Consider the following 20,349-nt stretch of genomic DNA (forward strand, 5'->3'; position numbering starts at 1 on the left):
TGGCCCTCGTCGCACGACCGGCGGTCCGAATCAGGCCAGGGCCTTCTCCACCACCTCGTAGACATTGGGCGAGAGCGCCTCGCCACGAATGCGCTCCAGTTCCCCCTTCATCAGCGCCTGGCGGGTCTCGTCGAAACGCGCCCAGCGGGTCAGCGGGGTGATGATCCGCGCGGCGATCTCCGGATTGAGGCGATTGAGCTCGATCACCACGTCGGCCAGGAGCTTGTAGCCCTCGCCATCGAGGCGGTGGAAGTTGACCCGGTTCTGGCCGGCGAAGGCGCCGATCAGAGCGCGGACCTTGTTGGGGTTCTTCAGCGAGAAGGCCGGGTGCTGCATCAGGAACTTGACCCGCTCCAGCGCGTCTTCCTGGGGCCGGGTGACCTGGATGGTGAACCACTGATCCATCACCAGGGGGTCGTGGGCCCACTGCTCGCCGAAGGCCTTGAGGGCGGGCTCGGCCAGGTCGCCGCGCGAGCTGTGAGTGAGCAGGGTCAGGGCGGTACGCACATCGGTCATGTTGTGGCCGGCCTCGAACTGCCGCCGGGCTCGCTCGATGGCCCCCTCGTCCTCGATGCTCATCAGGTAGGAGAGCGCCACGTTCTTGAGGCTACGGCGGGCGATCTGCTCCGGCTCCGGGGCATAGGGGGCATCGCTGAGGTTGGCCTCATAAATCGCCAGGAACTCCTCACGCAACGCCAGCGCCAGGCCCTGCTTGACGAAGGTGCGGGCGGCATGAATGGCGTCCACGTCGACCACCGGCTGCTGCTCGGCGATATAGGCCTCGGAGGGCAGGGTCAGCATCTCGGCGAGCACCGCCTTGTCGTCGCTCTCCTCGCTGAGCAGGGTGCGGAAGGCCTCGATCACCCGCGAGTCCATGACCTTCTCGACGCCGTTGCGGTGGGCGGCGATCAGATCATCCAGGGCCAGCATGGCCAGGCGCTGGCCGGCATCCCAGCGGTTGAAGCCGTCGGAGTCGTTGGCCAACAGGAAGGCCAGGTCCTCGCGGCCATAGGGGAAGCGCAGCTTCACCGGCGCCGAGAAGCCACGCAGCAACGACGGCACCGGCGCCTCGGCGACGTCGGTGAAGACGAAATGCTGCTCCTCTTCGCGCAGGTGCAGCACGGCATCGGTGCCCAGCGCCTCGCCGTCCAGGGTCAGCGGCAGGTCGCGGCCGCTCTTGGTGCCCACCAGGCCCAGGCGCACCGGGATATGCAGCGGCTGCTTGTCCGGCTGGTCCGGGGTGGCCGGGGTGCGCTGGCGCAGGGTCAGGTGATACTCCCCCTTGGCATAGTCGTAGTGGCCGTTGGCATCGATCTCCGGGGTCCCGGCCTGGGCGTACCAGCGCATGAACTGGGAGAGGTCCTGGCCCGAGACCTCGGCCATGCAGCCGACGAAGTCCTCGATGGTCACCGCCTGACCGTCGAAGCGCGCGAAATAGAGATCGCTGCCGCGGCGGAAAGTCTCCCAGCCCAGCAGGTTGCGCAGCATGCGCACCACCTCGGCGCCCTTCTCGTAGATGGTCAGGGTGTAGAAGTTGCCGATCTCGATATAGTGATCCGGGCGCACCGGGTGGGCGGTGGGGCCGGCATCCTCGGCGAACTGGGCGGTGCGGAAGAAGGAGACGTCCTCGATGCGCTTGACCGGCGCCGAGTTGGTATCGGCGCTGAAGCACTGGTCACGGAACACCGTGAAGCCCTCCTTCAGGGAGAGCTGGAACCAGTCGCGGCAGGTGACCCGGTTGCCGGACCAGTTATGGAAATACTCGTGGGCGACGATGCCCTCGACCCGCTGGAAGGCGGCGTCGGTGGCGGTCTGGGGATGGGTCAGCACCGCCGCCGAGTTGAAGATATTGAGGCCCTTGTTCTCCATGGCCCCCATATTGAAATCGTTGACCGCGACGATCATAAAGAGGTCCAGGTCGTACTCGCGACCATAGGTCTCCTCGTCCCAGCGCATGGCACGCTTCAGCGAGGCCATGGCGTGGTCGGTCTTGCCCAGGTTCTCTTCCTCGACCCAGATCTGCAGGGTCACCTCTCGGCCGCTGGCGGTGGTGAAGCGATCCTCGACCTTCTCCAGGTCGCCGGCCACCAGGGCGAAGAGATAGCTGGGCTTGGGATGGGGGTCTTCCCAGGTGACGAAGTGGCGGCCATTCGGCAGCTCGCCGCGCTCTACCGGGTTGCCGCCCGCCAGCAGCACCGGCTCCCGCTCGGCATCGCCGATCAGGGTGGTGGTGAAGGTGGCCATCACGTCGGGGCGATCCGGGTAGAAGGTGATGCGCCGGAAACCCTCGGCCTCGCACTGGGTGCAGAACATGCTGCCAGAGCGATAGAGCCCCTCCAGGGCGGTATTGGCGGCGGGGTCGATCACCACCTCGGTCTCCAGGGCGAAGCGCTCCGGCACCCGGTGCACGGTCAGGCCGGTGTCGCCCTGGGTGTACTCATCCGGATTGAGCGCCTGACCGTCGATGGCGATGCGCTCCAGCCGCAGGCCCTCGCCGTCCAGCTCCAGGGGCAGCGCTTCCTCGCCCCGCGCCGGGTTGCGCTCCAGCTGCAGCCGGGCGCTGACCTTGGTGGCCGAGGGGGCCAGGTCGAACTTCAGCTCGGTATGGGTCACGCGGTAGGCGGGGGGCTGGTAGTCGTGCAGGTAGGTCGGCTGGGGGTCTGACATCGAGTCTGGCTCCTGTTCGCGAATTGGTCCCATTGTACGGCCCCGGGGACGGAAGACTCAAAGGCTGCTCGAGCAACGACAGGATCAGCCGCTGGCACACTTATTGGGAGCCCGGGGCTAACCTGGGGACAGGTCGTCGCGCGGCGGTGTTCCTGCCCCCAGCGCCCCTCAGAGAGTCAAGCCTCGATAACGCCGAACTAGGCGTTAATCAACGAACCGGACTAACGCTCCAGGGGCGAGCGCGAGGCGATCCCGCGCAGCGGGCAGCGCCCCATGCCCGGCTCGGGGCGGGTATGGATCCACACCCCCAGCAGCAGCAGGCCGCCGATGATCATCACCTTGAGCCACAGCAGGCCCAGGGTGAAGAGCAGCACCAGGATGGAGACACCCAGCATCAGCACGGCGAGGCGCTTGGCCGGACGGGGGATGGCCCGCTCCCGCTCCCAGGCCACCACCGGTGGGCCGAAGCGCGGATGCTCGCGGATCCAGCCGGCGAAGCGAGGCGAGCCCCGGGAGGCCGCCCATACCGCCAGCAGCAGGAAGCAGGTGGTGGGCATCAGCGGCACGAAGACGCCGATCATGCCCAGGGCGAAGCTGATCCAGGCCACGATCAGGTAACCGGGGCGCAGCCAGCCACTCACTTCCGGGTCGTCTCGCATCGCCGCCCTCCTTCGGTCGCCCGCCTTACCTAGTTAAGCCTAGCCGGCCACGGCGTTGAAATGGGTTTTTTCCATCATAGGGCTAGGCTAATCCAATAGCGGGACCCTGTCGCGGTCTCCGACGTTTCCTCCCAGCCAGGAGCCGAGCATGCGTGCGACCCGATACCTCCGCGTCCTGCTACTCGTCGGCCTACTGCTGCCTTTCGCCGGCCAGGCCGATACACGCCTACACCTGGTGGCCACCACCGGCATGATCGGTGATGTGGTGGCGATCATCGGCGGCGACCGGGTCGACGTGGAGACCCTGATGGGTCCCGGGGTCGACCCCCACCTCTACCGCCAGACGCGCCGCGATATCGTCGCCCTGACCCGCGCCGATGCGGTCTTCTGGCATGGCCTGGCCCTGGAGCTGCAGCTCGAGGAGTTCCTCGACCGCCTGAGTGGGCACGCCCCGGTCTATGCCGTGGGCGAGGCGGTGCCGATGGAGGCGCGCCTGCCGGCCGGCGACTTCGCCGGCCAGTTCGATCCCCATGTGTGGATGGACCCGGGCCGCTGGCGCCACGTGGTGGAGGCGATCCGCGATGCCCTGAGCGAGCTTCACCCCGCCGGGCGGGACGCCTTCGCCGCGCGTACCGATGCCTACCTGGCCGAGCTCGCGGCCCTGGACGCCTATGCCTTAGAAGTGCTGGGCAGCCTGCCCGAGAGACGGCGCCTGCTGGTCACCGCCCATGACGCCTTCGGCTACCTGGGCGAGGCCTATGACCTGGAGGTGGTGGGCATCCAGGGCATCTCCACCGAAAGCGAGGCGGGACTGGCGCGCATCGAGTCGCTGGTCCGCCTGCTGGTGGAGCGCCGCGTCCCGGCGATCTTCGTCGAATCCTCGGTGGCCGAGCGCAATGTGCGTGCGCTGGTGGAGGGGGCCGAAGCCCGAGGCCGAACGGTGGTCATCGGCGGTACCCTCTTCTCCGATGCCATGGGGGCGCCGGGCAGCTACGAGGGTACCTATCTGGGCATGCTCGATCATAACCTGACCACCATCGCCCGAGCCCTGGGCGGCCAGGCTCCCCCCCGGGGACGCCTGGGTCGCCTCGCGGAGGCGCACCCATGAACGAGCCATTCGACCCGACCGCTAGCCCGCTGGCCATCCAGGGGCTGACGGTCAGCTATGGCGAACGCCTGGCCCTGCTGGGCGTCGACTTCGTGACGCCGCCCGGTCGACTGAGCGCCATCGTCGGTCCCAACGGCGCTGGCAAGTCGACGCTACTCAAGGCAGCCCTGGGCATCCAGCCCCGGGTCGCCGGCGAGCTGCTGGCTTATGGGCGCCCCTTGCCGCGACCGCCCCGCCATATCGCCTACGTGCCCCAGCGCTCGAGCATCGACTGGGACTTCCCCGCCACCGCCCTGGACGTCGTGCTGATGGGCCTCTATGGGCGACTGCGCTGGTGGCAACCCACCCGGCGCCGCCATCGCCACTGGGCCCGCGAGTGCCTGGCCAGGGTCGGCATGGAGGCCTTCGCCGAGACCCAGATCGGCCGCCTCTCCGGTGGCCAGCAACAGCGGATCTTCCTGGCCCGCGCCCTGGCCCAACAGGCCGAACTGCTGCTCCTCGACGAGCCCTTCGCCGGCGTCGATGCGGCTACCGAGCGCGCCATCATCGAGCTCTTTCGCACCTTCCGAACCCAGGGTGGCAGCGTGCTCTGCGTCCATCACGACCTGGCCACGGTACGCGACTATTTCGATCACCTGCTGCTGCTCGACGTGGAGATGGTCGCCGCCGGCCCGGTGGCCGAGACCTTTACCGCCACCAACCTTCAGCAGACCTATGGGGGCCGACTGACGGCGGCCCAACTGGCGCGGCTGCTGCCGGCGACGGAGGCGTTCCGGCCATGATGGACGCCTGGCCATCATGAGCGCCTTGCACCACGGAGGAAGCGTATGGACGCCTGGCTCGCCACCCTGACCCTTAGTGCGGGCTACAACACCCGGCTGGTCATGCCCCCCGAGAGAGCCGCCCTGCTCTCGTCGCCCAAGGCCCTGGCCATCGTGGGTGCCTTCACCGCGGAGGAAGCGTATGGATGCCTGGCTCGCCGCCCTAACCCTTAGCGCGGGCTACAACACCCGGCTGGTCACCCTCGGCGCCTTGCTCCTGGGGGCGGCGGCGGGCATGGTGGGCAGCCATGTATTGCTGCGCCAGCGCGCGCTGATCAGCGATGCGGTCAGCCACGCCACCCTGCCGGGGCTGGCGGCGGCCTTTATCCTGATCGCCCTGGTACAGGGCGACGGCCGCTGGTTGCCGGGGCTCTTGCTGGGGGCGGCGGCCAGCGCCGCCCTGGGGCTGGCCGCCGTCCAGGCCATGAGTCGGCATACGCGGCTGGGCGAGGATAGCGCCATCGGCGCGGTGCTCTCGGTCTTCTTCGGGCTTGGGGTGGTGCTACTCACGGTGATCCAGGCCATGCCGGTCGCCGGCCAGGCCGGGCTCTCCGGCTACCTGGTGGGTGCCACCGCCGGCATGCTGGCCAGCGAGGCCTACCTGCTAGGGGCCATGGCCCTGGGCCTGCTGGTGGCCCTGGTAATCCTGCGCCGCCCCCTGCTGCTGCTCTGCTTCGATCCCGAGCATGCCTGGACCCAGGGGGTCGATCTCCGGCGCACCGACACCTGGCTGCTAGGCCTGCTGCTGGCGGTCACCGTGGTGGGGCTGCGCGTCACCGGCCTGATCCTGATCGTGGCCCTGACCATCATACCGCCGGTCACCGCCCGCTTCTGGACCGACCGCCCCCATACGCTGGTGATCATCGCCGCCGGCGCCGGCGCCCTGGCCGGTTACCTGGGGGTGACCCTCTCCAGCGTGCACCCGCGCCTGCCCAGCGGCGCCCTGGTGGTACTGGCCGCCTTCACCCTCTTCCTGGTCTCGCTGCTGATCGCGCCCCGGCGCGGCCTGCTGGCCCACCTGATCGACCGCTACCGCTTCGTGCGCCGGGTGCACTGCCGCCAGGGCCTGCTGGCCCTGGCCCGCAATGAAGCGATCTTCGATCCCACCACCCTGCGGATCCTGCGCCGCCTCGGGCATATCCGGCGGGATGGCCTGGCCACCGCCCAAGGACGCGCCGCGGCCCGGGATGCCCACCACGAGGAACGCCTATGGATGCACTATCGCCACGCCTACCCCGAGGAGGCGGCACAGCTCGGGGCACGCCGGCTCGAGCCCATCTCCCGGCTGTTACCCCCCGACCTGATCGATGAGCTGGAGCGCCGGCTACCACTGGAGAGCGGCGAAAAGTGAGTTCCTGGAGGCCATCGATGAGTGAGTTCCTGATGCTAAGCCTGGTGCCCCTGATCGAAAGTGCCGGCCCTGCCCGACAAGGCCCTATACAAGGCCCTATACAAGGCCCTATACAAGGCCCTATGTCACCGGAGGCCGTCGATGAGTGAGTTTCTGATGCTAAGCCTGGTGCCCTTGCTGGTCGCCGGGCTGTGCAGCCTGAGCTGTGCCCTGCTGGGCAACTTCCTGGTGCTGCGCCGCCAGGCGCTGATCGGCGACGCCATTAGCCATGTCGCCCTGCCCGGCATCGTCGCCAGCTTCCTGCTCACCGGCACCCTGGCGGCTCCCGCCATGCTAGTGGGGGCCGGCGCCGCGGCTCTGATCACCCTGGCGCTGATCGAACTGATCCGCCGCCTGGGCCGGGTGGAATCGAATGCCGCCATGGGCGTGGCCTTTACCACCCTCTTCGCCCTGGGGGTGCTGATGCTGGAGTGGAGCGGCGCCAGCGGCGTCCACCTGGACGTGGAGCACGCCCTCTATGGCAACCTGGAAAGCCTGGTGTGGTTCGAGGGTACCCGGCCGGCGGCGCTCTGGGACCCTCAGGCGCTGGCAGGGCTGCCGCCGCAACTCACCCGGGTGGCCTGGGTCGCCCTGCTGGTGGGGCTCTTCATGATGCTGGCCTGGCGGCCCCTGGTGCTGGGCAGCTTCGATGCCGCCTTCGCCGCCAGCCAGGGCGCCCGTCCCGGGCCGACCCAGCTACTGCTGGTGGTGATGGTGGCGGTGGCCGCCATCGCCGCCTTCGAGGCGGTGGGCTCGATCCTGGTAATCGCCATGTTTATCTGCCCGCCAGCGGCGGCACGGCTGATGACCGATCGCCTGAGCCACCAGCTGGCCTGGAGCCAGGCCTTCGCCCTGGCCAGCGCCGTGCTGGGGGTGGTGCTGGCCGGCCACGGCCCCGGCTGGCTGGGCATCGATGCGGGCCTTAGCGCCGCCGGCATGATCAGCGTGGTGGCCGGGCTGATCCTGTTGCTGGCCTGTCGCTTCGGCCCCCGCCGCCATCGCGCCGCGCCCCCTCCGGGATGACGCCGGCGGGACTCTTGCCGGGCAAGAAAGAGTCCATTCAGGCCTGCCCCCTTGGCGATAGATGCCGGCGGCGTATGCTGGAGGCATCTCAAGGAGGTTCCCCCTATGCGTCCCGTACTCTATCTCTCCCATGGCTCCCCGGACCTGGTGCTGCGCCAGCACCCCGCCCGGGACTTCCTCACCGAGCTGGGGCGGCGCCTGCCGGCCCCGCGTGGCGCCCTGGTGATCTCGGCCCATTATGAGAGCTCGGAGATTCGCCTGGGCAGCGACCCGAGGCCGGAGACGCTCCACGACTTCTACGGTTTCCCCGAGGCCCTCTATCGCCTGCGCTACCCCGCCCCGGGGCTGCCCGAGGCGGCCAACTGCCTGGCCGAACGCCTCCATGCCCGGGGCCTCGCGGCCCGCCTCGAGCCGAACCGGCCCCTCGACCATGGCGTCTGGTCGCCGCTCTCCCTGGTCTGGCCCGAGGCCCGGGTGCCGCTGCTGCCGGTCAGCGTGCCCATGGCGGCCGACCGCGACGAGCTGTGCCGCTTCGCCAGGACCCTGGGGGAGTTCGCCGAGGCCGAGGGACTCTGGTTGATCGGTTCCGGGGCCGCCACCCATAACCTGGGCGATCGCAAGCCCTTCGACGCCGCCCCGGATGCCTGGGCTCGGGCGTTCCATGACTGGGTTCGCGACCGTGCCGCCGAGGGCGACCCGGAGGCGCTACTGGCCTGGGCCGAGCGGGCCCCCGCCGGACGCCATGCTCACCCCACCCCGGAGCACCTACTGCCGCTGCTGATCTGCGCCGCCGCCCTGGAGGGCCAGCCCATGAACGCCCTCCACGAGAGCTTCACCTTCGGCAACCTGAGCATGCTGATGCTGGCAAGCCAGCCCCTCGCCGAGGCCTGGGAGGCGGAGCGCCCGGCCTGAACGCAGCGGGCCCGCCGAATGGCGGGCCCGTGAGGCATCACTGGATGGGAATCTGCCGACGCCGGGAGGGGCGGCTGCCGTCCCGGGGGACGGTGATGGTCAGCACCCCCTTGGCGAAGCTCGCCTGGATCGCCTCCGCCTTGGCATCCTCGGGAAGATCCAGCACCCGACAGAAGCTGCCATAGCGACGCTCCACCCGGCGATAGCGATCCTCCTCCTCGACCTGCTCCTGGCGCTTCTCGCCTTCGATGATCAGGCGTCCCTCGTCCAGGGTCAGCTTGATATCCTTCTCGTCGACCCCGGGTACCTCGATGGAGATGCGGTAGGCCGCGTCGCCCTCGCTGATATCGATGCTGGGACGCAGCAGAGTCGGCATCTCGGTGAGGCCGGACCCCAGGGAGGGCAGGCCGACGCGGGCGAGGGTCTCATCCATCCAGCGATCCAACTCCTGATGCAGCTGCATCGCCGGCGGCAACGGGCGCTCGGGTGCCGAGGAAGCCGCCGGTGATTCGTGATTGGCCTCGCTCTTGAACCAGTTCCAGGGGGACAATTTCTGCAGATTCATACCTCACCTCCTCGTCCCTGCCGGGACCACGGGCTGAAGGATCTGCCTTGCGGCGTCTCAAGAATTGGTGGCGGCCGGCCACTTTTCAAGCCTCGACGACGCCTTCCCTGACCTGGATCAGCTCAGTCGCGGAAGTTGTTGTACTGCAGGGCCAGCTCCGGTCCCTGCTCGCCCTTGAGCAGGGCGATGACGGCTTGCAGGTCGTCGCGTTTCTTGCCGATGACGCGAACCTTGTCGCCCTGGATCTGCGCCTGCACCTTGAGCTTGGACTCCTTGATCAGCTTGACGACCTGCTTGCACTCGACCGCCTCCAGGCCCTGCTTGAGCTTGACCTCCTGACGCGCCTTGACGCCGCCCAGTTGGGGCTCTTGGGGATCCATACAGCGGGCATCGATGCCCCGGGCGATCAAGCGGTTGCGCAAGACGTCGAGCATCTGCTGCAGCTGAAAATCCGCCTCGGCCTCGATATGCACCACCTCCCCCTCGAGGCGGAAGCTGGCATCGACGCCGCGGAAATCGAAGCGGGTCTGGATCTCGCGGTTGGCCTGATCCACCGCGTTGGTGGCCTCGTGGCCGTCGAATTCGGAAACGATATCGAAGGAAGGCATGGACAACTCCTGACAATGAATGCGGCGATTCTAGCTCAGGCTCACCCGCCTTTCATCCGTCGCCGAGTCCTCGTCGGCCAGCGTCTTGCTCATCTGCCAGGCGGCACAGCCATCGACGTAGTAGTCGTCCAACCAGCGGGTCAGGCGAAAGCCCCGACGCCGGTAGAGGGCCAGGGCCGCCCGGTTGTCGGCGCGCACCTCCAGGCTCAGGTGTTCGCAGCCCCGCTCCCGGGCCTCCCTCTCTAGGCGCTCCAGCAGACGCCCCCCCAGGCCACCACCGCGGGCCTCCGGGGCGACGCAGAAGGAGTAGAGGCGGGCACGCCGGCTATTGCGGCGCAGTAGCAGGGTGCCGTAGCCGAGCAGGCTCTCGCCGTCCACCAGCAGCCAGGTAACGGCATTGGCCGGCCCCAGCAGGTGCGCCAGCTGGCGACGGCTGAAACGGTCGCCGACGAAGCAGCGCTCCTCGAGGGCATGGAGGGCGGCCAGATCCTCGATCCGACCGGGCCGCAACTGGGCTTGCATCACTAGGTCCTCGACCAAGGTTTGGGGTTATTGTGCAATGCAGCCGAGACGCTGTCATCGCCCGTGATGATGAAATAAATCAATTATCACGCCTGCCTTTCAGGCGGCATGCTGCGCCCATGGCCGCCACCCCGGTGACCCGACACGAGGCCCTTCCATGCCCGCCCTGCGTATCGTCGTCGACAGGCTCAGTGACTGGACTCCCTACTACCCCAGCGACGACCTGATCGATGTCGCCACCTATCTCGCCCAGTCACCACAGGAAGAGGAGGCGGGCGTCACTCGCGTCATCAACCTGTGTACCGACCTGGAGTACCTGGGACGCGGCTACTACGTCTCTTTGCTGGCCCAGGCTCGCGGGCAACGGGTGCTGCCGTCGGTGGAGACCCTTAACCAGCTGGCGCGCAAGTCACTGGTCGACCTGGAGCTGGAAGGACTGGAGCCGCTGCTGGAAAGCCTGGCTCGCCAGGGCGCCCTGGCCGGCGAGACCCTGACCCTCAGGGTGATGTTCGGCGAGTGCGAGGTCCCCGCCCTGGCACGGCTGGCCCGGCGACTCTTCGAGCGCCTGCCCTGCCCGCTGCTCGAGGCTCAGATGAGCCATCGCCAGGGCCGCTGGCGACTGGCGCGGTTGCGCCCCCTGCGCCTGAGCGCCCTCGATGGCGACGAGCAGGACCGCTTCGCCGCCGCCCTCAACCGCCACTCGCGGCGCATCTGGCGCACGCCCCGGGCGCGTCGCCGCTACCGCTTCGACCTAGCCATGCTGGTCGATCCCCAGGAGGCGATGCCGCCCAGCAACCGCGGCGCCCTGAAGCGTTTTATCCGCGCCGGGCGACGCCTCGGCGTGGATGTCTCGCTGATCACCCACCGCGACCGGGGGCGCCTGGCGGAATTCGACGCCCTCTTTATTCGCGAGACCACCGCCCTGGATCACCCCAGCTACCGCCTGGCACGCCGCGCCGAGCACGAAGGCCTGGTGGTGATCGACGACAGCCGCTCCATCCTACGCTGCACCAACAAGGTCTATCTGCATGCCCTGCTGCAGGCCAAGGGCATTCCCGCCCCGCGCGGCCACCTGCTACAGCGCCATGAGCGCCAGCGGCTGACCGAGCTGGCGGCGACCCTCGACTACCCCCGGGTCCTCAAGGTGCCGGACGGCGCCTTCTCCCGGGGCATCGTCAAGATCGACGGTCCCGAGACGCTACTACGGGAGGCGACCCGACTCTTCGAGAGCTCGGCCCTGCTGCTGTTGCAGGAGTGGCTACCCACCGACTTCGACTGGCGCATCGGCATCCTCGACGGCCAGCCGCTGTTCGCCAGCCGCTACTATATGGCCCGGGGCCACTGGCAGATCTATGATCACTCCTCGACCAAGGTCCGCAGCGGCGGCTTCTCGACCCATGCCATCGAGGAGGTGCCCGAGGCGGTGGTACGCACGGCGCTCAAGGCCACACGACTGATCGGTGACGGTCTCTATGGGGTCGACCTCAAGCAGGTCGGCGAGCGGGTGGTGGTGATCGAGATCAATGACAATCCCAATATCGATGCCGGTATCGAGGATCGCGTGCTGGGGGAGCGTCTCTACGAGCGGATCATGGCCGTCTTCGTGGCGCGCATGGAGCGTCACCGTCGACAGCTACGCTAGGCGAGCGCCTTAATGCCAAAAAGTCAGGAAGAGAAACGGGAGTCGGCGCGCTTGGCTCCCCGAGCAGGACTCGAACCTGCGACCCAATGATTAACAGTCATTTGCTCTACCAACTGAGCTATCGGGGAACATGCGCCTAGCAAGATCTCAGACCGGAGGTTTGGCTCCTCGAGCAGGACTCGAACCTGCGACCCAGTGATTAACAGTCACTTGCTCTACCAACTGAGCTATCGAGGATCGACCTGAGCTGTGTTCGTCGCGCTGCGGTTGGCTCCCCGAGCAGGACTCGAACCTGCGACCCAATGATTAACAGTCATTTGCTCTACCAACTGAGCTATCGGGGAACAGCGTCGAACACGGGGCGTAGTATAAGGATTATTGCTTCCGGGTCAAGGGGTAAGGCGCGCTTTCACCATCCGAAACCAAAACCGCCGCCCGATGGGCGGCGGTCGTCCTGGCGGCGCGACTCTCAGGCCATGGCCGGGGAGGCGTAGGAGATGGGCGCCTGGGCGCTCTCCTCCTCGAAGGTGACGATCTCGAAGGCCTCCGGGGTCTCCATCAGCACCCGGCACAGCTGATTGTTCAGGGCATGTCCGGACTTCACGCCGCGGAACTCGCCGATCAGGCTGTAGCCCAGCTGGTAGAGGTCACCGATGGCGTCCAGCACCTTGTGCTTGACGAACTCGTCCTCGTAGCGCAGGCCATCCTCGTTCATGATGCGGTAGTCGTCCACCACGATGGCATTGTCGAGGCTGCCGCCGAGGGCCAGGTTGTGGGAGCGCAGGTACTCCAAGTCACGCATAAAGCCGAAGGTCCGCGCCCGGGAGACCTCTTTGACGAAGGAGGTGGTGGAGAAGTCCACCACGGCGCGCTGGTCGCGCAGCTCCATCACCGGGTGATCGAAGTCGATGGCGAAGGAGACCTTGAAGCCGTTATAGGGCAGGAAGGCGGCTTCCTTATCGTCCTCGCGCACCACCAGCTCGCGCTTGATGCGGATAAACTTCTTGGCGGCCTCCTGCTCCTCGATGCCAGCGGACTGGATCAGGAACACGAAGGGACCGGCGCTGCCATCCATGATCGGCACCTCGGGGGCGCTGACCTCGACGATGGCATTGTCGATACCCAGGCCGGCGAAGGCGGACATCAGGTGCTCGACGGTGGCCACCTTGACGCCATCCTGGGACAGGGCGGTGCACAGGGTGGTGTCGGTGACGTTGGCCGCACGAGCGGGGATCTCCACCACCGGATCGAGGTCGGTGCGCACGAAGACGATACCGCTATTGACCGGTGCCGGCCGCAGCGTCAGGTAGACCTTCTCGCCGGAGTGCAGGCCGACGCCGGTGGCGCGAATGGTGTTGCTGAGAGTGCGTTGTCGGATCATGGGTAACCGCCAGGCATAAAGCATATTATCAAACGGTGTTCACTATAGCAGCGAACACCCGTTTTACCAAAAAATATCTCGCCCGGTCGCGCTATACCCGTTATAGCCGGAGTCAATCGGCCTGACGCCGCAGGAAGGCCGGGATATCCAGGTAATCGTCCAGCTCCTGGGAGCGTCGCTTCTCGGTGCGCGCCTTGGACGCCGCCTCCTGCTCCGCCTTGGCGGCCTGCTGACGAGCCACGGCGGGCTGCTGCTGCAGCTTGCGATAATCCGGGGAGGGCTCGTTGCGACTCACGGCGGCATCGCGCTGGACCGGCTTCTGGGCGCGACCGTCGAGGCCGGCGGCGACCACGGTGACGCGCAGCTCGTCGGACATCTCCATGTCGATGGAGGTCCCCACCACGATGGTGGCGTCTTGGGAAGCAAACTCCTGGACGGTGGCACCCACGTCGTTGAACTCGCCGATGGAGAGGTCGGGGCCGGCGGTGATATTGACCAGGATGCCGCGGGCACCATGCAGGTCGATATCCTCCAGCAGCGGGCTGCGAATCGCCTTCTCGGCGGCTTCCCGGGCGCGGTTTTCACCGGTGGCGCCGCCGGTACCCATCATCGCCATGCCCATCTCGGACATCACGGTGCGCACGTCGGCGAAGTCGACGTTGATGATGCCGGGGCTGGTGATCAGCTCGGCGATCCCTTGCACGGCCCCCAGTAGGACGTCATTGGCGGCGCTGAAGGCGGTCAGCAGGCTGGCATTCTTGCCCAGCACCGAGAGCAGCTTCTCGTTGGGGATGGTGATCAGGGAGTCGACGTGCTCGGAGAGCTCCTTCATGCCCTCCTCGGCGGCGCGCATGCGCTTGGGCCCCTCGAAGGGGAAGGGCCGGGTCACCACCGCCACGGTGAGGATGCCCAGCTCCTTGGCCACCTGGGCCACCACGGGGGCGCCACCGGTGCCGGTGCCGCCGCCCATGCCGGCGGTGATAAACACCATGTCGGCCCCGCTGAGCAATTCGGCGATGCGCTCGCGATCCTCCATGGCGGCCTGGCGCCCCACCTCTGGGTTGGCACCGGCCCCGAGGCCCTTGGTGATCTCGCCACCCAGTTGCAGAACGGTCTTGGCGGCGACCCGCTTCAGGGCCTGGGCATCGGTATTGGCGCAGATAAACTCCACGCCCTCGATGCTGCTCTCCACCATATGGTTGACGGCATTGCCACCGCCGCCGCCCACGCCGATCACCTTGATGACCGCGCTGCTTGAGGGCGCGTTATCTACCAACTCGAACATAAGCCCCGTCTCCTGGACCGCTCGCGGCCCTGTCAGAAATTTCCTTTGAACCAGCTCTTCAGCTTATTGAATGCCAGCATGCCATCCTTGAGCCCACCACCAGAGGCGACCTCGCGCCTCGGCTGAGCCGGAACGGTGCGTCCCTCCCCCTGACGGCCATGCTCCTGCCGGGCTTCACGCATTCCGTAATGTAGCAAACCCACTCCGGTGGAATAAATCGGGTTGCGCACCACATCGGCGAGGCCACGCACCTTCTGCGGACAGGCGATGCGTACCGGCATATGGAAGATCTCCTCCGCCAGCTCCACCACCCCTTCCATGCGCGAGGTCCCGCCGGTCAGGACCACCCCGGCGGCGACCAGGTCCTCGAAGCCGCTGCGCCGCAGCTCATCGCGAACCAGGGTAAAGAGCTCCTCGTAGCGCGGCTCCACCACCTCCGCCAGCGCCTGGCGGGAAAGGTCCCGGGCCGGCCGGTCGCCGACGCTGGGCACCTTGATCATCTCGTCCCCGGAGGCCAGCTGGGTCAAGGCACAGGCATACTTGACCTTGATCTCTTCGGCATGCTGGGTCGGGGTACGCAGGGCCATGGCGATATCATTGGTGACCTGGTCGCCGGCGATGGGAATCACCGCGGTATGGCGAATGGCACCCTCGGTAAAGACGGCGATATCGGTGGTACCGCCGCCGATATCCACCATGCAGACGCCCAGTTCCCGCTCGTCCTCGGTGAGCACCGCCAGGCTAGAGGCGAGCTGCTCGAGGATCACCGCATCCACCTCGAGGCCGCAACGGCGCACGCACTTCTCGATGTTCTGTACCGCATTGAGTGCCGCCGTGACCAGATGCACCCGGGCCTCCAGACGCACCCCGGACATGCCCAGCGGCTCGCGAATGCCCTCCTGGGTATCGATGGCGAACTCCTGGGGCAGCACATGCAGCACCCGCTGCCCCTCGGAGATGGCCCGCGCCCGGGCCGAATCGATCACCCGGTCGATATCCGAGAGGGTCACCTCGCGCTCCTTGATGGCGACCACCCCGTCGGAATTCATGGAGCTGATATGGCTACCCGCCACGCCCACATAAACGGAGTGGATATCGCAGCCGGCCATCAGCTCGGCCTCCTCGACGGCGCGCTGAATCGACTGAACGGTGGACTCGATATTGATCACCACTCCCTTCTTCATGCCATGGGAGGGGTGGGAACCGATACCGGCGATTTCGATGCCGCCATCGTCGGTGGGTTGCCCCACGATCGCCACGACCTTGGATGTTCCGATATCCAGCCCGACTACCATATTGGAGGCATTGGGTTGTCCTGCCATAGGTCGTGATCACTCCTAGATTCTCGTCGGGGCACGATGCCGTTTAAAACGGCCAATAAAGACTTGGCACCAATTATAGGAACAAGTGCGCACCCCGCACCAGCCTAACCGGAAAGCACAGGCCAGAATACGGAGAATTATCGTGAAAAGAAACTCCTCTGGCCCGGGAAATACTCGTTGTTTTACTCAGCTATTCGCCGGGACTTCCAGGCCCTCGGTATCACTTTCGCCATGCCAGGCCACGGCGATGCCGTTGGGATAACGCAGGTCGACATAGCGAATATGCTCGGCCAGAGGCGCCAGCTCCCGCTCCCAGGCGGCGGCGAAACGGGCCAGGCGCGCCGGGCGGTCATTGCGCCCCAGCATCACCCAGAGGCCATGGTCGAGCTGCAAGCGCCAGGCGCCACGCTCCTCCAGGCGCAACTGGGTGACCTCCACACCGAGCCCCGCCAGTTGCGCCTGCAGGCGGCGATAATAGGCCAGCACCTCCGGGCCACTGCCGGGCGGGCCGGCCAGGTCCGGCAGGCCCCCGGGCCGCCCTTCGCCATCGAAGTCGAAGGGCTCGCCGCCCGCGTCGAGCAGGAAGTCATCATGCCAGCGGGCCACCGGGCGCTGCTCGTCGAGGGAGAAGATTAGGCCATCCGGCCACTGGCGGCCGAGCCGCACTTCCGCCAGCCACCCCAGCTCCCGGGCACGACGCCGCAGTTCGCCGAGATCCACCGACAGCCAGCTCTCTCCGGCCACCAGCGGCGCCAGCCGATCGCGCAGGTAGGCGGGGCTGACATGCTGCAACTGCCCCTCGATCACCACCCGGGTGATGGGGCGATCCAGCCACAGCCAAAGCGCCCGCCCGCCGGCCACCAGCAGCACCAGCAACAACAACAGGCCGAACAGGGATCCTCGCCGCATGCGCATGGTCGCCTAAGGTGCCTCGGCGGTCGCCAGGATCGCCAGCACCAGGGCATCGAAATCGATGCCGGCATGGGCCGCGGCCTGGGGCACCAGGCTGTGATCGGTCATCCCAGGCACCGTATTGACTTCCAGTAGCCAGAAGCGCCCCTGGCCATCGCGCATCACGTCGATACGCCCCCAGCCGCGGCAGCCGATGGCCGTGAAAGCGTCGCGACACAGCGCCCCGAGCTCGGCTTCCTCCGTCGGGCTCAGGCCGCAGGGCAGATGATACCGGGTGTCGTTGGAGACGTACTTGGCCTCGTAGTCATAGAAGCCGCTGGGCACCTCGACACGAATCGCCGGCAGCACCCGGTCGCCGAGCAGCGAGACGGTATACTCCTCGCCGCGAATAAAGCGCTCGGCCATCACCTGGGCATCGAAGCGCGCCGCCTCGTGATAGGCGGCGGCCAGGGACTCGGCGTCCTCGACGATGGTGATACCGAGTGTGGAACCCTCGTGAACCGGCTTGACGATCAGCGGCAGGCCGAGGCGAGCGCAGACCGCCTCCCAGTCCGCCCCCGCGTGAAGCAGCAGGCTCTCCGGGGTGGGCAGATCCAGGGCCTGCCACACCTGCTTGGTGCGCTGCTTGTCCATGCCGAGCGCCGAAGCCAACACGCCGCTGCCGGTGTAGGGAATCTTCAGCAGCTCCAGGGCCCCCTGCAGAGTACCGTCTTCGCCGCCACGCCCATGCAGGGCGATAAAGACCCGATCCGGGGCCAAATTCTCCAGCCCTACCAGCCCCCCTTCGGCGGGATCATAGCCGCGGGCATCCACGCCGCTGCGGCGCAGGGCCTCGAGGACCGCCTTGCCGCTGACCAGGGAGACCTCCCGCTCGGCGGAGTCGCCGCCATAGAGCACCACCACGCGACCATAGTCGCCCTGCTGCGCCTGTGTCATAGGCTCACCTCGTCCAGCTGCAATCGGGCCTCAGCCAGGCGCTGGGCGATTCCGCCCACGTCACCGGCCCCCTGGGTGATCAGAATATCGCCGGGGCGCAGCACCCGCGCCAGCAGCGCCGGCAGCTCCGCCTTGTCGGCCACGAAGAGCGGATCGACCGCGCCACGCTGGCGGATCGACCCGGCCAGGGTCTTGCCCTCGGCCCCGGGGATCGGCGCCTCGCCGGCGCCGTAGACGTCCAGCAGCAGCAGGGTATCGACCCCGGAGAGGACCCGTACGAAGTCCTCGTAGAGATCCCGGGTACGGGTATAGCGATGGGGCTGATAGAGCATCACCAGGCGCCGTTCGGGCCAGCCGGCACGCACCGCCCGGATCACCATCTCCACCTCCCGGGGATGGTGGCCGTAGTCGTCCACCAGCATCACCTCGCCCCCCCCTTCCGGGGCGGCGAAGTCGCCCTGTACCTGGAAGCGCCGCCCAACCCCGGCGAAGCCGGCCAGGCCGCTCACGATGGCCTGGTCGTCGACCCCGGCGTCGCTGGCCACGGCGATGGCCGCCAGGGCATTGAGGGCATTGTGCTCGCCGGGCATGGCCAGGCGCACCGCCAGCGGCGCCAGGCCATCCGGGCGCAGGGCGGTGAAACGGATCTCGCCGGCCTCCTGGACGAAGTCGACGATACGGTAGTCGGCGTCCTCGCTGAAGCCATAGGTGACGAACTGGCGATGCAGCCGCTCGCGCAGCTCGCGCACATTGGCGTCATCGATGCACAGCACCGCCAGCCCGTAGAAGGGCAGGTTGTGGAGAAACTCCACGAAGGTGGTCTTCAGCCGCTCGAAGTCCCCGCCATAGGTGCTCATATGGTCGGCATCGATATTGGTGACGATGGAGACCATGGGCTGCAGGTGCAGGAAGGAGGCGTCGGACTCGTCCGCCTCCGCCACCAGGTAGTCGCCCTCCCCCAGCCGCGCATTGGTGCCGGCGCTGGTCAGCTTGCCGCCGATCACGAAGGTGGGGTCGAGCCCGCCCTCGCCGAGCAGGGTGGCGGTCAGGCTGGTGGTGGTCGTCTTGCCATGGGTACCGGCCACGGCGATGCCGTGACGGAAGCGCATCAGCTCGGCGAGCATCTCGGCGCGGCGCACCACCGGCACCCGGTGCGCCTGGGCCCAGGCGATCTCCGGGTTGCTGGCATCGATGGCGGTGGAGACCACCACCACGTCGGCGCCGGCCACATGGGCCTCGGCGTGGCCGATGGCCACCGGGATGCCGCAGTCGCGTAGGTGGGCGACCACCGTGGAGTCTCGGATATCCGAGCCACTGACCCGGTAACCCTGATTGGCCAGCACCTCGGCGATGCCGCACATGCCGGCGCCGCCGATACCGACGAAATGGATGCGGCGAATACGACGCATGCCCAGGCCGAGGCCCGGGCGGGGGGTGTTATTGCTCAAAACCTATCTCCATGCAGCCAGCCACCAGGCGATCGACGGCGTCCAGTTGGGCCTGGGCCCGGGCGCGGCTCGCCATGCTGGCTAGGGTAAGGGGATCCAAGAGGGCCGTGAGACGCTCGGCGAGATGCTCCGCGGTCAACTGCGCCTGGGGCGCGAGTTCCGCCGCCCCGGCCTCGACCAGGGCCCGGGCATTGGCGGTCTGGTGGTCGTCCACGGCGTGGGGAAAAGGCACGAAGAGCGCCGGCTTGGCGGCGGCGGCCAGCTCGCTGACGGTCAGGGCGCCGGCCCGGCACACCACCAGGTCGGCCCAGTCGTAGGCCGTGGCCATGTCATCGATAAAGTCGCTCACCTCGGCCTCGACGCCGGCCGCGGCGTAGGCGGCCCGGGTGGCCTGCTGCTTGTCGCGACCGGCCTGATGACGCACCTCGGGACGATGCGCTTCGGGCAGTCGCGCCAGGGCCGGGGGCAGGGTCTGGTTGAGGGCCTGGGCGCCCAGGGAGCCGCCCACCACCAACAGGCGCAGGCGCCGCCCGGCCATCGCCTCGGCGTCGCGAGGCAGCTCCCCCAGGGCGGCGATGGACTCGCGCACCGGATTGCCGACCCGCTCGGCGCGTCCCGCCGGGAAGGCCTCGGGGAAGGCCGCATAGACCCGCCGCGCCAGCCGCGCCAGGGCCTTGTTGGTCAACCCGGCCACGGCGTTCTGCTCGTGAATCACCAGGGGACGACGCGTCAGCCAGGCGGCCAGGCCGCCGGGGCCGCTGGCGAAGCCGCCGAGGCCCACCACCAGCTGGGGGTCGACCTCGGCGATCACCCGCCGGGCCTGCCAGACGGCACGCAGCAGCCTGAGCGGGGCCAGCAGCCAGCCGGCCAGGCCGTTGCCGCGCAGGCCGGCGACCTGGATGCGGTGCAGGGGGATCCCCGCCTCGGGCACCAGGCGGTTCTCGATCCCCCGGGGGCTGCCCAGCCAGGCCACCTCGATGCCCCGGGCCGCCAGGCCCCGGGCCAGGGAGAGGGCGGGAATCACATGGCCGCCGGTGCCGCCGGCCATGATCAGCACGCGGCGCTGGTTATCACTCACTACAGACTCCTCTTGCACGGCTCGCCGAATCCCGGGGGGCGCAGGCGCCGACCGGGGCATCGGCGCGGGT

General features: G+C 67.8%; 19 protein-coding genes and 3 tRNA genes. 7 read left to right on the plus strand and 15 right to left on the minus strand.

Features of this window, described 5'->3' with window-relative positions; genetic code table 11:
• Positions 1 to 30 precede the first annotated feature (30 nt).
• Entirely contained in the window at positions 31 to 2,667 is a 2,637-nt protein-coding gene (pepN, locus tag HPA02_RS06465; protein ID WP_146802273.1) for an aminopeptidase N, read from the minus strand.
• 221 nt (positions 2,668 to 2,888) lie between these two features.
• A complete protein-coding gene (locus HPA02_RS06470; protein ID WP_146802274.1) occupies positions 2,889 to 3,326 on the minus strand; it encodes a YbaN family protein in 438 nt (145 codons plus the stop codon).
• Positions 3,327 to 3,474: 148 nt separating this feature from the next.
• Between HPA02_RS06470 and HPA02_RS06475 the strand changes: the two genes are divergently transcribed.
• The 6 genes from HPA02_RS06475 to HPA02_RS06495 all read left to right on the plus strand — a co-directional run bounded on the left by HPA02_RS06475 (position 3,475) and on the right by HPA02_RS06495 (position 8,580).
• Complete coding sequence (locus HPA02_RS06475; RefSeq protein ID WP_146802275.1) at positions 3,475 to 4,434, plus strand: metal ABC transporter solute-binding protein, Zn/Mn family; 960 nt, start codon at positions 3,475 to 3,477, stop codon at positions 4,432 to 4,434.
• Positions 4,431 to 5,216, plus strand: a complete 786-nt coding sequence (locus tag HPA02_RS06480) for a metal ABC transporter ATP-binding protein (protein WP_146802276.1) — start codon at positions 4,431 to 4,433, stop codon at positions 5,214 to 5,216. The genes HPA02_RS06475 and HPA02_RS06480 overlap by 4 nt, the downstream gene beginning before the upstream one ends.
• Before the next feature lie 45 nt (positions 5,217 to 5,261).
• A complete protein-coding gene (locus tag HPA02_RS18205; protein WP_186809943.1) occupies positions 5,262 to 5,429 on the plus strand; it encodes a hypothetical protein in 168 nt (55 codons plus the stop codon).
• Entirely contained in the window at positions 5,398 to 6,606 is a 1,209-nt protein-coding gene (locus HPA02_RS06485; RefSeq protein WP_146802277.1) for a metal ABC transporter permease, read from the plus strand. The genes HPA02_RS18205 and HPA02_RS06485 overlap by 32 nt, the downstream gene beginning before the upstream one ends.
• A gap of 141 nt (positions 6,607 to 6,747) precedes the next feature.
• On the plus strand, positions 6,748 to 7,668 hold the full coding sequence (locus HPA02_RS06490) for a metal ABC transporter permease (RefSeq protein WP_146802278.1): 921 nt from the start codon (positions 6,748 to 6,750) through the stop codon (positions 7,666 to 7,668).
• A 105-nt stretch (positions 7,669 to 7,773) separates the two neighbouring features.
• Positions 7,774 to 8,580 (plus strand): DODA-type extradiol aromatic ring-opening family dioxygenase, encoded by an 807-nt coding sequence (locus tag HPA02_RS06495; protein WP_146802279.1) that lies wholly within the window; start codon positions 7,774 to 7,776, stop codon positions 8,578 to 8,580.
• 37 nt (positions 8,581 to 8,617) lie between these two features.
• Here HPA02_RS06495 and HPA02_RS06500 read toward each other — a convergent pair whose 3' ends face one another.
• The 3 genes from HPA02_RS06500 to HPA02_RS06510 form a co-directional block, all read right to left on the minus strand.
• Positions 8,618 to 9,145: an Hsp20/alpha crystallin family protein gene (locus tag HPA02_RS06500; protein ID WP_146802280.1), complete on the minus strand. Its 528-nt coding sequence runs from the start codon at positions 9,143 to 9,145 to the stop codon at positions 8,618 to 8,620.
• Between the two features lie 122 nt (positions 9,146 to 9,267).
• Complete coding sequence (locus HPA02_RS06505) at positions 9,268 to 9,753, minus strand: YajQ family cyclic di-GMP-binding protein (protein WP_146802281.1); 486 nt, start codon at positions 9,751 to 9,753, stop codon at positions 9,268 to 9,270.
• Positions 9,754 to 9,783: 30 nt separating this feature from the next.
• Positions 9,784 to 10,275: a GNAT family N-acetyltransferase gene (locus HPA02_RS06510; RefSeq protein ID WP_146802282.1), complete on the minus strand. Its 492-nt coding sequence runs from the start codon at positions 10,273 to 10,275 to the stop codon at positions 9,784 to 9,786.
• Between the two features lie 157 nt (positions 10,276 to 10,432).
• Between HPA02_RS06510 and HPA02_RS06515 the strand changes: the two genes are divergently transcribed.
• Positions 10,433 to 11,917, plus strand: a complete 1,485-nt coding sequence (locus tag HPA02_RS06515) for a RimK family ATP-grasp domain-containing protein (protein ID WP_146802283.1) — start codon at positions 10,433 to 10,435, stop codon at positions 11,915 to 11,917.
• A gap of 52 nt (positions 11,918 to 11,969) precedes the next feature.
• Here the strand turns inward: HPA02_RS06515 and HPA02_RS06520 are convergent.
• From HPA02_RS06520 to murG, 10 genes are all read right to left on the minus strand, one after another.
• Positions 11,970 to 12,045: transfer RNA gene (locus tag HPA02_RS06520), tRNA-Asn, on the minus strand.
• A 33-nt stretch (positions 12,046 to 12,078) separates the two neighbouring features.
• Positions 12,079 to 12,154: transfer RNA gene (locus tag HPA02_RS06525), tRNA-Asn, on the minus strand.
• 31 nt (positions 12,155 to 12,185) lie between these two features.
• Positions 12,186 to 12,261, minus strand: a tRNA-Asn gene (locus HPA02_RS06530).
• Between the two features lie 125 nt (positions 12,262 to 12,386).
• Complete coding sequence (gene lpxC / locus HPA02_RS06535) at positions 12,387 to 13,298, minus strand: UDP-3-O-acyl-N-acetylglucosamine deacetylase (protein WP_146802284.1); 912 nt, start codon at positions 13,296 to 13,298, stop codon at positions 12,387 to 12,389.
• Positions 13,299 to 13,410: 112 nt separating this feature from the next.
• Positions 13,411 to 14,583 (minus strand): cell division protein FtsZ, encoded by a 1,173-nt coding sequence (gene ftsZ, locus HPA02_RS06540; protein WP_146802285.1) that lies wholly within the window; start codon positions 14,581 to 14,583, stop codon positions 13,411 to 13,413.
• 32 nt (positions 14,584 to 14,615) lie between these two features.
• Positions 14,616 to 15,905: a cell division protein FtsA gene (gene ftsA, locus HPA02_RS06545; RefSeq protein ID WP_146802286.1), complete on the minus strand. Its 1,290-nt coding sequence runs from the start codon at positions 15,903 to 15,905 to the stop codon at positions 14,616 to 14,618.
• Between the two features lie 186 nt (positions 15,906 to 16,091).
• Entirely contained in the window at positions 16,092 to 16,814 is a 723-nt protein-coding gene (locus HPA02_RS06550; protein WP_146802287.1) for a cell division protein FtsQ/DivIB, read from the minus strand.
• 12 nt (positions 16,815 to 16,826) lie between these two features.
• Entirely contained in the window at positions 16,827 to 17,753 is a 927-nt protein-coding gene (locus tag HPA02_RS06555) for a D-alanine--D-alanine ligase (protein ID WP_146802288.1), read from the minus strand.
• A complete protein-coding gene (murC, locus tag HPA02_RS06560; protein ID WP_146802351.1) occupies positions 17,750 to 19,162 on the minus strand; it encodes a UDP-N-acetylmuramate--L-alanine ligase in 1,413 nt (470 codons plus the stop codon). The genes HPA02_RS06555 and murC overlap by 4 nt, the downstream gene beginning before the upstream one ends.
• 28 nt (positions 19,163 to 19,190) lie before the next feature.
• Complete coding sequence (gene murG / locus HPA02_RS06565; RefSeq protein ID WP_244945874.1) at positions 19,191 to 20,249, minus strand: undecaprenyldiphospho-muramoylpentapeptide beta-N-acetylglucosaminyltransferase; 1,059 nt, start codon at positions 20,247 to 20,249, stop codon at positions 19,191 to 19,193.
• Between the last annotated feature and the right edge of the window lie 100 nt (positions 20,250 to 20,349).

This window comes from Bisbaumannia pacifica (assembly GCF_007989625.1).
In the GTDB taxonomy this organism is placed as follows: domain Bacteria; phylum Pseudomonadota; class Gammaproteobacteria; order Pseudomonadales; family Halomonadaceae; genus Bisbaumannia; species Bisbaumannia pacifica.

Bases quoted from the DNA above. Each gene is read 5' to 3' on its own strand.
- HPA02_RS06490 (WP_146802278.1), top strand. From the start codon at position 6,748: ATGAGTGAGTTTCTGATGCTAAGCCTGGTGCCCTTGCTGGTCGCCGGG.
- HPA02_RS06550 (WP_146802287.1), bottom strand. From the start codon at position 16,814: ATGCGGCGAGGATCCCTGTTCGGCCTGTTGTTGTTGCTGGTGCTGCTG.
- pepN (WP_146802273.1), bottom strand. From the start codon at position 2,667: ATGTCAGACCCCCAGCCGACCTACCTGCACGACTACCAGCCCCCCGCC.
- HPA02_RS06515 (WP_146802283.1), top strand. From the start codon at position 10,433: ATGCCCGCCCTGCGTATCGTCGTCGACAGGCTCAGTGACTGGACTCCC.
- HPA02_RS06505 (WP_146802281.1), bottom strand. From the start codon at position 9,753: ATGCCTTCCTTCGATATCGTTTCCGAATTCGACGGCCACGAGGCCACC.
- HPA02_RS06480 (WP_146802276.1), top strand. From the start codon at position 4,431: ATGAACGAGCCATTCGACCCGACCGCTAGCCCGCTGGCCATCCAGGGG.
- lpxC (WP_146802284.1), bottom strand. From the start codon at position 13,298: ATGATCCGACAACGCACTCTCAGCAACACCATTCGCGCCACCGGCGTC.
- ftsA (WP_146802286.1), bottom strand. From the start codon at position 15,905: ATGGCAGGACAACCCAATGCCTCCAATATGGTAGTCGGGCTGGATATC.
- HPA02_RS06475 (WP_146802275.1), top strand. From the start codon at position 3,475: ATGCGTGCGACCCGATACCTCCGCGTCCTGCTACTCGTCGGCCTACTG.
- HPA02_RS06485 (WP_146802277.1), top strand. From the start codon at position 5,398: ATGGATGCCTGGCTCGCCGCCCTAACCCTTAGCGCGGGCTACAACACC.
- murG (WP_244945874.1), bottom strand. From the start codon at position 20,249: ATGGCCGGCGGCACCGGCGGCCATGTGATTCCCGCCCTCTCCCTGGCC.
- HPA02_RS06500 (WP_146802280.1), bottom strand. From the start codon at position 9,145: ATGAATCTGCAGAAATTGTCCCCCTGGAACTGGTTCAAGAGCGAGGCC.
- HPA02_RS06510 (WP_146802282.1), bottom strand. From the start codon at position 10,275: ATGCAAGCCCAGTTGCGGCCCGGTCGGATCGAGGATCTGGCCGCCCTC.
- HPA02_RS06555 (WP_146802288.1), bottom strand. From the start codon at position 17,753: ATGACACAGGCGCAGCAGGGCGACTATGGTCGCGTGGTGGTGCTCTAT.
- ftsZ (WP_146802285.1), bottom strand. From the start codon at position 14,583: ATGTTCGAGTTGGTAGATAACGCGCCCTCAAGCAGCGCGGTCATCAAG.
- HPA02_RS18205 (WP_186809943.1), top strand. From the start codon at position 5,262: ATGGACGCCTGGCTCGCCACCCTGACCCTTAGTGCGGGCTACAACACC.
- HPA02_RS06495 (WP_146802279.1), top strand. From the start codon at position 7,774: ATGCGTCCCGTACTCTATCTCTCCCATGGCTCCCCGGACCTGGTGCTG.
- HPA02_RS06470 (WP_146802274.1), bottom strand. From the start codon at position 3,326: ATGCGAGACGACCCGGAAGTGAGTGGCTGGCTGCGCCCCGGTTACCTG.
- murC (WP_146802351.1), bottom strand. From the start codon at position 19,162: ATGCGTCGTATTCGCCGCATCCATTTCGTCGGTATCGGCGGCGCCGGC.